Source organism: Anaerotruncus sp., from assembly GCF_057433415.1.
Genome location: NZ_DBMDHH010000070.1, coordinates 1 through 11928, shown reverse-complemented (window position 1 = coordinate 11928; position 11928 = coordinate 1). Strand labels below are relative to the sequence as shown.

Here is an 11928-nt window from a genome sequence, read left to right as displayed (position 1 = left end):
ATCAAGCTGATGCTGGCCAACGCCGCCGCGTGCTGCCCGGCGATCGAGGCGGCGTTGGCCAGCATCAGCTTGATGCGGTTCTCCTGGTTGATCTTGGTGGCGCCCGGGTCGTAGTCGACCGCCACGATGTTCGAATCGGGGTTGCGCGCCTTGATGATGCGCATCATCCCCTTGCCCACGATGTGGTTGGGCAGGCAGCCGAACGGCTGGGTGCAGACGATGTTGCCCACCCCCTGCTCGATCAGCTCGAGCATTTCGGCCGTCAGCAGCCAGCCCTCGCCCATTTTGACGCCATGGCTGATATAGCCCCGGACCAATTCCACCGTATGCGGAAAATAGCCCCCCGGCCGGAAGGTGCCCTCCCGGGCGACCGCCTCGATGACGTCCTTCTGCTTTTTGCAGAGCATGTCGTAGACCTTGCGGAAGACGAGCGTCTTCCAGAAGCCGCCCGCCCCGTAGAGCTTGTGGTCGTTGAGCTGGTTGTAGACGCAGTAGAGGCAGAAATCGAGCAGCCCCGGCACGACGACCTCCGCCCCCTCGGAGAGGAGGAAATCCTCGAGGTTGTTGTTGCCGAGGGGGGAGAACTTCACATAGATCTCCCCCACCACGCCGACCAGCACCTTCTCCTCCGTTTTGCGGGGGAGGGCCGCGAAGTCGGCGACGATCGCGTCGTAGTTGCGGCGCACCGCCCGGTAGCTCAGGGGGCCGCGCCCCTTCATCTCGTCGGTCAGCCGGTTCGCCCAGCGGTCGACGAGCGCGTCGGTGACGCCCGCCTCCGTCTCGTAGGGACGGCACTGGTTGGCCAGCAGCATGAGCAGGTCGCCGTAGGTCATCGCGTAAAAGATGCGGTCCAGCATCATCGGCGTGAGGGAAAAGCCCGGGTTTTTCTCCATCCCGTTGGCCGAGAGGGAGACGACCGGCACGAATCCGTAGCCGCTTTTTTTCAGCGCCTTGCGCAGCAGGTGGATGTAGTTGGACGCGCGGCAGCCGCCGCCCGTCTGGGTGATGAGCAGCGCCACCTTGTGCACGTCCCACCTGCCCGATTCGAGCGCGTCGATCATCTGGCCGATGACGAGCAGCGCCGGGTAACAGGTGTCGTTATGTACGTTGCGCAGGCCGCTGTCCACCACCCGCTGGCCGCTGTTCTCCAAAAGCTCCGCCCGGTAGCCGTACTCACGCAGGATGTTGAGCATCAGCTTGAAGTGCACCGGAAGCATGGTGGGCACGAGGATCGTATAGTCGCGCTTCATCTCTTTGGTAAAGAGGACGCGTTCGTCATTTTGTAGCTGCATGGCTGCGTTCCCTTTCTTCCACCGCCTCGAGCAGGCTGCGGATACGGATTCTGACCGCGCCGAGATTGGTGATCTCGTCGATCTTGAGCTGGGTGCAGAGCTTGCCGCCCGCCTCCAGGATGTCGCGGACCTCGTCGGTCGTGATCGCGTCGATGCCGCACCCGAAGGAGACCAGCTGCACCAGCTCCATGTCCGGCTGGGCGGTCACATATTTGGCGGCGTTGTAGAGGCGCGCATGGTAGGTCCACTGGTTGAGCACGTGCACCTTCACCGGCTCCACCAGGTCGGCCACACAGTCCTCGCTGACGACCACGATGCCGAAGGAGGCGATCAGCCGGTCGATGCCGTGGTTGATCTCCGGGTCGATGTGGTAGGGCCTGCCCGAGAGCACCACGATCTTTCTGCCCTGCTCCCGCGCCCAGGCGATCGCGCGGCGGCCCTCCGCCTTCACCGCCTTCATCCAGTCGTCGTAGGCGGTATAGGCGGTCCGGGCGGCCTCCCGCACCTCCCGCAGCGTCAGGTCGGGATAGACGGCGCGCAGGTTGTGAAAGAGCTTGTCGGCGAACTTGGCGGGGCGGTGGATGCCCACATGGGGGTAGAGGAAGTGCACGCCCGGCTCGGAAAGCTCCGACACGTTCGCGCGCAGCAGCTCGGGGTAGTAGGCGACCACCGGGCAGTTGTAGTGGTTGTCGCCCTTCTCCTCGTCAAAATTGTAGGTCATGCAGGGGTAGAAGATCGTCGTGACGCCCTGTTCCAGCAGGTCGGCGATGTGGCCGTGCATCAGCTTGGCGGGATAGCAGACGGTATCCGACGGGATGGAAAACTGCCCCTTGATGTAGGTCTCGCGGGTGGAGACGCCGCTCGTCACCACCTCGAAGCCGAGGGCGGTGAGGAAGGCGTGCCAGAAGGGGAGGTTCTCAAGCATGTTGAGTCCGAGGGGGACGCCGATTTTGCCGCGCCTGCCGGGCAGGGGCTTGAGCGCCTCAAGCTGCTCGAGCTTCCAGGCGAAGAGGTTGGGCAGCGGCTCCGCCGCCTCCCGGCCGAGCGGGCGTTCGCAGCGGTTGCCGGAAATGAATTTCTTGCCGCCGCCGAAGGTGTTGACGGTGAGGTTGCAGTGGTTGCCGCACAGGCCGCAGGTGACCGATTTGGAGGCGTGGCGGAAGCTCTCGAGCTCCTTTGCCGAGATGAGCGACGACTCCGGCAGCGCCAGCTCCCGCGCGTAGAGCGCGGCGCCGTAGGCGCCCATCAGCCCGGCGATGGCCGGGCGCACCACGTCGTGGCCGATCTCCCGCTCAAAGCTGCGGAGCACCGCGTCGTTTAAGAAGGTGCCCCCCTGCACGACGATGCTCTGCCCGAGCTCCTCGGCGGAGTGGGCGCGGATGACCTTGTAAATCGCGTTCTTGACGACCGAAATGGATATTCCCGCGGAAATATCCTCGACGCCCGCGCCCTCCTTCTGCGCCTGCTTGACCGACGAGTTCATGAAAACGGTGCAGCGGCTGCCAAGGTCGACGGGATATCTGGCGAAGAGGCCGAGCTTGGCGAACTCCTCGACGCTGTAGCCCATCGACTGGGCGAAGGTGCCGATAAACGACCCGCACCCGGAGGAGCATGCCTCGTTGAGCATGATCGAATCGATCGCGTTGTCGCGGACCTTGAAGCATTTGATATCCTGCCCGCCGATGTCGAGGATGAAGTCGACGCTGGGGTCGAAGAAGCGCGCCGCCTTGAAGTGGGCCATCGTCTCGACGAGGCCCGCGTCGATCGAAAAGGCGTTTTTCACAAGGTCCTCGCCGTAGCCGGTGGCCGCGCTGCCGCGGACCGTCACCCGGTCCCCGCAGCGGGCGCGGATCTTGACGAGCTGCTCCCGGATGATCTCGACGGGGTTGCCCCTGTTCGCGCTGTAGTAGTCGTAGAGGATGCGCCCGTCCTCCGCCATCAGCACGAGCTTGGTCGTCGTGCTGCCGCAGTCGACGCCGAGGTAGGCGTCCCCCTCGTAGGCGTCGAGGTCGGCGCGGCCGACCGACGCCTTCCCGTGGCGGTTCAAAAACGCCGCGTAGTCGTCCGCGTTCTCGAAGAGCGGCTCGAGGTAACGCGCCGCGTGGCTTTCGCTGGCCGCGGCCTCGAGCCTGCCGACGAGCTCCTCATAGGTCATCGGCTGGCCCGTCTTTTCGGCGAAGAGGGCGCTTCCCAGCGCCACCGCGTAGCGGCCCATGTCGGGAAAGACGGCGTTTTCATGCGAGAGGCCGAGCGAACGGACGAACTCCCGCTGGAGGCCCTTGAAATAGTAGAGCGGGCCGCCCAGGAAGAGCACCTTGCCGGTGATCCGCCGCCCCTGCGCGAGGCCGGTGATCGTCTGGTCGACGACCGCCTTGAAGATCGAGGCGGCGATGTCCTCCTTGCGGGCGCCCTGGTTTAAGAGCGGCTGGATGTCGCTTTTGGCGAAGACGCCGCACCGCGAGGCGATCGTATAGAGCTTTTCGCTGCCGAGGCTCAGCGTGTCGAGCTGTTCGGGGGTCACGTCGAGCAGGGTCGCCATCTGGTCGATAAAGGCGCCGGTGCCGCCCGCGCAGGAGCCGTTCATCCGCTCCTCGAGCCCGCCGGTAAAGAAGATGATCTTCGCGTCCTCGCCGCCCAATTCGATCACGCAGTCGGTGTCGGGGGCGTAGGACTTGACCACCTCGCCGGTGGCGAAGACCTCCTGGATGAAGGGCAGGCCCGCCGCCTTGGCGACCCCGAGCCCCGCCGAACCGGAGAGCGCGACGGTGAGCTCCCCGCCGCCGATGACGTCCTTCGCCATGCGGATGAGCTCGAGCGTCTTGGGCCGCACCTGCGACATGTGGCGTTCGTACTGCTGGTAAACGACGTCGCCGTTCTTCACGATGATGATTTTAACCGTGGTGGAGCCGATGTCGATCCCCATCGTCATCCGCGCCGGAATCCGTTCCATATAGAGCACCTCACTCCGGCCCCTGCGGGGCCGATCAGACCGGCGGCGGCCGCGCAAACCCACGGCCGTCCCGGGAAGGGGCAAATTGCCCCATATTAGTATAGTTTGCTATGCCTCATCTTAACACGAATTCAGCGAACAGTCAATTTGCGCAAACGGCGAAATCCTGACTTTTCAGGAAAGATTTGAGAAAACGGGCCCCGCGCCCGATCCTTTTGGCGATTCTGTCGAAAAAAGCAAAAAAAGGACGGGCCCCGCCGCCATGCGGCGGGGCCCGTCCGATTCAGTCGTTCTTATTTTGCGGGCGCCGCAGCCGTTCAAACTCCCCGGCGGGCATCGGCCGGGCGAAATAGTAGCCCTGCACCACGTCGCACCCGATCGAGGTGAGAAAGTCCACCTGCCCGGCCGTCTCGACCCCCTCGGCCACCACCTGGATGTCCAGCTTGCGGGCGAGGTCGGCCACCTCGGCGATCACCGTGCGCCCGCGGGCGTTGTCCGCGTCCCCCGCGAAGAACGCCCGGTCGAGCTTGAGCACGTCGACCGGCAGCCGCCGCAGCAGGTTGAGGGAGGAGTAGCCGCTGCCGAAGTCGTCCATCGATACCAAAAAGCCCGCGTCGTGCAGCTCCCCGATGATGCCGGTCAGCCGCCCGATGTTCTCGAAGTCGAGCACGCTCGTCTCGGTGATCTCCAGCTCGATCAGCCCGGGGGGCACCCCGTACTCCCGCGCGGCGGCGCACACCTTGCCGACAAAGCCGGGGTCGTGCAGGTTGACGCGGGAGACGTTGACCGACACCGGGATCTCGGGCAGGCCCTCGTCCGCCCATCCGCGGAGCATGCGGCAGGTCTCCCGCAGCACGAACGCGTCGATCTGGACGACGAACCCGTCCCGCTCAAAGAGGGGGATGAAATCGTTGGGCGGCACCAGCCCCACCCCCGGGCGGTTCCAGCGCACGAGGGATTCCGCGCCGACGATCTCCCGCGTGGAGGCGCTGTATTTGGGCTGGAGGTAGACCTCGAACTCGCCCTTCTCGAGCGCCGAGGCCATCGCGTCCTCGATCTGCTTCTCCCGCAGGATCCGGTCGCGCACCGCGTGGTCGTAGAAGGCGACCGTCGTGCGGCTGTCGTCCTTGCCCGACTTGCGCGCGATGCTCGCGCGGTCGCTCATCAGGCTGACGTCCGTCTCCTGCGGGCCGACCCGGTAGACCCCGAAGGAGAGGGTGAGGGTGTAGCGCTGTCCGGGCGGGTTGATCTGCCCGCCGATCTCCGTCAGCCGCCGGACGATCTCCTCGTCGGGCGCCGCGTGCAGCAGCAGGTCGAAGGTGTCCGCCGACACCCGCGCGAAAAGCTCCCCCTCCCGCACGGAGCGGGAAAGGATCTCCCAGATCTGCCTGAGCAGCTCGTTGCCCGTGCCGTGCCCGAACATGTCGTTGAAGACCTTGAATTTGTCGATGTCAAAGGAGACCATCACATATTCCGCCGCGCCGCCGACAACCTCCCTGGCCGCGCGGATGAACCCGTTCCAGTTGTACCCGCCGGTGACCGGGTCGGTGAAGGCGATCCGCTCGAGCTCCCGCCGGCGGCTGTTCTGCATAAAGAGGATGTATCCAAACAGTCCGATGAGCACCGTGACCGTGACGACGCACACCACAAGGGTGAGCATGGTGAGGTAGACGGACTTCCTGGCGGCCACGTGGCCGGACACCGCCGAAAGCACATACCAGCCGTTGACCCCGATCGGCGTGTAGGAGAGGTAGCGGCGCTCCCCGTCGCGGAAATACTCCTCCACGCCGCTGTCGCCCGAGGACATCCGCCGGCGCATCCGCCCGAGCTCCTCGTCGGGGAGCATGCGGCCCTCCTCCATGCGGTCAAAGATGTTGGACATCCCCTGCTCGCTCTCGGGGTTGTCCGGATAGACCAGCACGTCGCCCCCGGCGTTGGTGAGATAGGAGTAGCCCGCCCCCTCGAACATCCGCACGTTGATGACCGACGCGAAGGCGTCGGCCGCGTTGGTGGCGAAGAGCACCGCCTCCGCCCTCCCGCCGCGCAGGATGGGGGTGGCGTAGACGTAGATCGGCTCGCCGTCGGCGTAGTCGGTCAGCTCCTTGGAGATCACCGTCTCGCCGTCCATCGCCCGCAGGAAGTAGCCGCGCCCGCCCAGGTCCATCTCCACGCTGTCGGTGGTGTGCGCGGTGCCGTCGGGGGTGATGAGCCCCATCCGCTTGAAGCTGGTGCTCTCGACCTCCTCGCAGAGCACCCGCGTCACCCCGTCGATATCCAGTTCGGGCTGCGCGCCCACAAAGCGGGAGACCGCCTCGAGCATCTGCATGTCCTTTTCGATCCGCATCGCGATGTTCCCCGCACTCTGGCGGGCGACCTCGCGCAGCCCCGAGAGGGTCTCCTCACGCAGCGTGCCGGTCACACTGCGCATATAGAGCGCGGCGCACAGGACCATCGTGGCCGCCGCAACGGCCATGACCACCGCCGTGCGCACAGCCGTACGCTTCCGCTCCCCGAACACGCTGCCACCCCCATCGGTCTCCGCTCTGCGGGACCTGTCAATTCCTGATGTGTTTATGTTACCATACGGCACGGCGTTTGCCAATACCCGCGGGCCTGTAAAATCCGGATTCTCCAAAGAAAGCCCCCTCCGCCGGACATGCGGCGGAGGGGGTTTTTATGCCTCCTGCTGTTTTTTGGCCTTGATGACCTTGAGTCGTGAAAACTCCTCGCGGTCCTTTTCCTCGAGCGCGTCCGTGATGAACTTCGCCGTCTCCTCGTAGCGCGGGATCACGATGTTTTCCAGCGCGTTCGCGCGGCGCTGCGTCTTGCGGATGGCGTTGGCCAGCCGGTAGACGCTGTTCTCCACCTCCGCCAGAAGCGCGGTCACGCGTTTGGCCTTCTGGAAGCAGACATAGGCGTAGTCGAGCCTCGAGTTGGTGCGGTCGAGCCCGTAGCACATGCGGATCTCGCTCTCCGCCAGCCGCACGTTGGGGATCTCCACCCCCATGACGCTGCGGTAGGTGATCGTCACGCCGTCGTCCACCGGGACGGCCATCGCCGTCTCCTGCACCATGCCCAGCGTCACGTTGGCTTCCTGAAGGGCCTCGTAGGCCTCGCGGTAGGTCGAGCTGATCTCCCCGCGCAGGGATTTGACCTTGTCGATCAGCAGCATCATCTCCCGGATGAGGATGTTGCGCTTGCGGTCGAGCAGTTCAAAGCCCAGCGTGGACAGCGACAGCGACTTCTGGATCGCCATCAGGCTGCCCTTGGTGGGCGTCACGCCCAGTACGTTTGCCATCCGCCGTCACTCCTTTCCCCGCCGGGGCTACTCCTTCGGCGCGCCGAATTTCTGCACGGCCTGTTCCGGCCGGTAAAATTTATCGAGCGTCTCCCGGTCGACCCGGTCGAGCTCCTCGCGCGGCAGCAGCGAGAGCAGCAGCCACCCGAGGTCGAGCGTCTCGCCGATCTCGCGGTTTTCCCGCGCGCCCTGGCAGACGAAATGCTCCTCGAACATGCGGCCGAAATACATATATTTCTGGTCGACCTCCGAGAGCTCCTCCTCGCCGATGACGCTCGCGAGCGCCCGCGCGTCCTGCACCCGGGCGTAGGAGGCGAAAAGCTGGTTGGAGCAGTCGGAGTGGTCGGCGCGGGTGAACCCTTCGCCGATGCCGTCCTTCATCAGGCGGGAGAGGGAGGGCAGCACCGAGACGGGCGGATAGACCCCCGTCTGGTCGAGCTGCCGGTCGAGCACGATCTGCCCCTCGGTGATATAGCCGGTCAGGTCGGGGACCGGATGGGTGATGTCGTCGTTGGGCATCGTGAGGATGGGCACCTGCGTGACCGAGCCGGGGCTTCCCTCAATGATCCCCGCCCGCTCGTAGAGGGAGGCGAGGTCGGAGTAGAGGTAGCCGGGGAAGCCCTTGCGCCCCGGGATCTCCCCCTTGGAGGAGGAAAACTCACGCAGCGCCTCGCAGTAGGCGGTGACGTCGGTCATGACGACGAGCACGTGCATGCCGTGCTCGAAGGCGAGGTACTCCGCCACGGTCAGCGCGCAGCGGGGGGTGAGGATGCGTTCGATGATCGGGTCGTTGGAGAGGTTCAGGAACATGACGACCCGCTCCATGACCCCCGACTCCTCGAAGGAGCGGCGGAAATAGTCGGCCACGTCGTTCTTGGCGCCCATCGCGGCAAAGACGATGACGAAGTTCTGCTCGTCGGTGCCCGACAGCCGCGCCTGCCGCACCATCTGGACGGCGAGCTTGTTGTGGCTCATGCCGCTGCCCGAAAAGATCGGCAGCTTCTGGCCGCGGATGAGGGTGGCCAGCCCGTCGATCGTCGAGATGCCGGTGTTGATGTAGTTGCGCGGGTAGACGCGCTCGACGGGGTTCATCGGCTTGCCGTTGATGTCCGCCGCGCGCTCGCAGAAGATTTCTCCCAGCCCGTCGATCGGGCGGCCGGAGCCGTTGAAGGTGCGCCCGAGCACCTCGAGGGAAAGGGGCATCTCCATCGGATGCCCGAGCAGGGTGGTGCGGGTGTTTTCGAGGGAGAGCCCGCGGGTCCCCTCGAACACCTGGATGACCGCCCGGTCGCCGTCGATCTCGACGACGCGGCCGAAGCGCGTCTCGCCCGAATCGAGTTTCAGGGAGACCATCTCCTCGAACGCCACCTTCGGCACCCGGTCGAGCGCCACCAGCGGGCCGTTGATTTCGCTGAGCCCCACAAACTGAAGCATATTCCGGCCCTCCTTTACAGCTGGTTGAGCCCGGCGAGCTTATCGTCGATCTCTTTATAGTAGTTGTCGAACAGTTCGAGATGTGCGTTGGGGATCTCGTACTTGATCTTCACGAGCGAATCGATCAGCCCCGAATCGGTGATCTCGGAGATCGGGATCCCCTTGGCGATGACCGCCGAAGCCTTGTCGTAGAAGTAGAGGATGACCTGCATCATCATGAGCTGCTTGGGCAGCGGCACGTAGGTATCGTCCCGGTGGTAGGCGTTCTGCTGGAGCAGCCCGACGCGGATGAGCCGCGCGACCTCCATGATGAGCTTCTGGTCGTCGGGGAGGACGTCCTCGCCGATCAGCTTGACGATCTCGTTGAGCTTCGCCTCCTCGAGCAGCACGGTGGAAATCCGCTGGCGGCAGGGGAGGAAGTCGCGGGAGATGTTTTTGGCGTACCAGGGGGCGAGGTCGTCGAGATATTCGCTGTAGCTCGAGGTCCAGTTGATGGCGGGGTAGTGGCGCGCGTAGGCAAGCGCCTTGTCGAGCGCCCAGAAGCAGCGGACGAACCGCTTGGTGTTCTGGGTGACCGGCTCGGAGAAGTCGGCGCCCTGCGGCGAGACCGCCCCGATGATCGTGACCGAGCCCTCGGTGCCGTTCAGATTTTCCATATACCCGGCGCGCTCATAGAACTGGGAGATGCGGCTGGGCAGGTAGGCGGGGAAGCCCTCCTCGGCGGGCATCTCCTCGAGGCGTCCGGAGATCTCCCGCAGCGCCTCCGCCCAGCGGGAGGTGGAGTCCGCCATGACCGCCACATGGTAGCCCATGTCGCGGTAGTATTCCGCCAGCGTGATGCCGGTGTAGATCGACGCCTCGCGCGCCGCGACCGGCATGTTGGAGGTGTTGGCGATCAGCACGGTGCGGTCGGTCAGCGGCTTGCCGGATTTGGGGTCGGTGAGCTCGCCGAACTCCTTGAGCACCTGGGTCATCTCGTTGCCGCGCTCGCCGCAGCCGATATAGACGATGATGTCCGCGTCGCTCCATTTGGCGAGCTGGTGCTGGGTCATCGTCTTGCCGGTGCCGAAGCCGCCCGGGATGGCGGCGGTGCCGCCCTTGGCGATCGGGAAGAGGGTGTCGATGATCCGCTGCCCGGTGATGAGCGGCCGTTCGATCGGCAGGCGCTCGGCCACCGGGCGGGTCTGGCGGATCGGCCACTTGTGCGCGAGCGCCAGCTCGTGGTCGGTCCCCCGCGCGTCCCGCAGCACGACGAGCGGCTCAAGCACCGTATAGTCCCCGTCCGGACGGACGGACACGACGGTTCCGTCGAGCCCGGGCGGCACCATCGAGCGGTGCTCGATGATCGACGTCTCGGGGCAGGCGGCAAAGACGTCGCCGCCCTTGAGGCGGTCGCCCTCCTTCACCTTCAGGGTGACCGGCCATTTCTTTTCCACGTCGAGGGCGGGCATGTCGCTGCCCTCGGGGATAAACGCGCCCGACGTTTTTGCGATCTCCTTAAGCGGGCGTTCGATGCCGTCGAAGATGTTCGAGAGGATGCCCGGGCCGAGGGTGGCGCAGAGCGGCCCGCCCGTGCCGGTGACCGGCTCGCCGGGGCGCATGCCGGTGGTGCCCTCGTAGACCTGGATGGTCGTGCGCTCGTCGGAGATGTTGATGACCTCCCCGATGAGGCGGCTGTTCCCGACAAAGACCATCTCCTGCATCTCAAACTGACGGGCGCCACGGACCGTCACGACCGGCCCGTTGATGGAATATACGGTATTCTTATCCAAAGCATTTCCCCCCGCCGCTAATCAAAATTGAAGTTGGAGCCGCGGTAAAACCACTCCCGCTGCCCGGCGAGCGCCGCGTCGAGGCTCAGGTCCACCTCAACTCCGCGTTCCCGGTTCACCAGTACCGCGCCGCCGAGCGAAACCGCCCCGGCGTCCGCCTCTACCGCGCAGTCCCCGTAAATTTCACGGATGCGCGGCTCGAACGCCGTGTCCTCCGGGCGCACCTTGATCGTGCTGCCCTCCAGCTTCCAGGATGCGGCCAGTTCCCTGATCTTTCCCAGGAAATACGCCTCGTACCGCTCGCTTTTCGCAAAGCTCCCGAGCTCCACGCGCGCTTCGGCGATCATCTGCGAGAGATACTGCTCCCGCTGCTTGAAAAGCTCCTTCTTGAGCGCGAGCGTTTCCCGGGAAATCTCCTTGATATTTTCCGTCTTGATCTCGTCGATCTGCGACTGGATCCTGTGGAAGCTCTCGTCAAGCAGGCGGTTTTCCTCCTGCCCGAGCGCATCCCGCTTCATCTGCTCGGCCTCCTTCAGGATCGTATCCCGCTGGGCCTGGGCGCGCTGCATGATCTCCTGTTCAAACAGCTCCAGTTTATCTTCCTGCATATCAGCCATCTGGTTTCACCTCATTTTCCGGGCGCGCGCCCTTTAGAGTTTGATGCCGATCGCCTCGCTCACATATTTTTCGATCGTCTGTGAAACGTCCCCTTCCCCGTGGCGGTCGGGGACCTCCACGATCAGTGGCCGTTTTTGGGTCAGCTTGTAGCGGTAGATGATGTTCGGGCAGGTGTTGATCAGCTTTTCCGTCATCAGCACGATCCCGATCGACGGGTCCGCCATCACCCGCCGCAGCGAAGCCAGCACCTCGTCCGCCGTGTGGATGACCTCGCCCTCAATGCCCGCGAGGCGCATCCCCATCAGCGTGTCGACGTTGTCGCTCAGCGTATAGAATTTCATCCGGGTCCCTCCCAACGGGGTTTGAATGATGCCGCCCAGCGAGCGGCCCAGCTTTCACGGGAATTGCCGCTTTCCAAGCGGCAAGAATCACGAGCGCGTTCCGGGCGTTCGCGCGCTCTGCGCGCGTGCGCGGCGTAGCCGCGCAGTTTTCCGCCTCCCCGTGGGCGCTGCGCGCCACGCAAATGCGGACGTGCCTCCCCGAACGCACTCTCAGTACGGTTCC

Annotated in this window: 8 protein-coding genes; all 8 read right to left on the bottom strand. The window is 64.8% G+C overall.

Annotated features, from left to right (window positions below):
* On the bottom strand, positions 1–1292 hold a 1292-nt coding region (locus ACZO3G_RS13480), incomplete at its 3' end, for a 2-hydroxyglutaryl-CoA dehydratase (protein ID WP_486847338.1).
* Complete coding sequence (locus tag ACZO3G_RS13475) at positions 1276–4242, bottom strand: acyl-CoA dehydratase activase (protein WP_276872242.1); 2967 nt, start codon at positions 4240–4242, stop codon at positions 1276–1278. The genes ACZO3G_RS13480 and ACZO3G_RS13475, both read right to left, overlap by 17 nt.
* Before the next feature lie 283 nt (positions 4243–4525).
* Positions 4526–6760: a putative bifunctional diguanylate cyclase/phosphodiesterase gene (locus ACZO3G_RS13470; RefSeq protein ID WP_276872244.1), complete on the bottom strand. Its 2235-nt coding sequence runs from the start codon at positions 6758–6760 to the stop codon at positions 4526–4528.
* 156 nt (positions 6761–6916) lie between these two features.
* Positions 6917–7540 (bottom strand): V-type ATP synthase subunit D, encoded by a 624-nt coding sequence (locus tag ACZO3G_RS13465; RefSeq protein WP_101553100.1) that lies wholly within the window; start codon positions 7538–7540, stop codon positions 6917–6919.
* 27 nt (positions 7541–7567) lie between these two features.
* Positions 7568–8974: a V-type ATP synthase subunit B gene (locus ACZO3G_RS13460; protein ID WP_101553101.1), complete on the bottom strand. Its 1407-nt coding sequence runs from the start codon at positions 8972–8974 to the stop codon at positions 7568–7570.
* A 14-nt stretch (positions 8975–8988) separates the two neighbouring features.
* Entirely contained in the window at positions 8989–10746 is a 1758-nt protein-coding gene (locus ACZO3G_RS13455; RefSeq protein ID WP_276872246.1) for a V-type ATP synthase subunit A, read from the bottom strand.
* A gap of 17 nt (positions 10747–10763) precedes the next feature.
* Complete coding sequence (locus ACZO3G_RS13450) at positions 10764–11363, bottom strand: V-type ATP synthase subunit E (RefSeq protein WP_101553103.1); 600 nt, start codon at positions 11361–11363, stop codon at positions 10764–10766.
* A 33-nt stretch (positions 11364–11396) separates the two neighbouring features.
* On the bottom strand, positions 11397–11705 hold the full coding sequence (locus ACZO3G_RS13445) for a V-type ATP synthase subunit F (protein ID WP_101553104.1): 309 nt from the start codon (positions 11703–11705) through the stop codon (positions 11397–11399).
* Positions 11706–11928 lie beyond the last annotated feature (223 nt).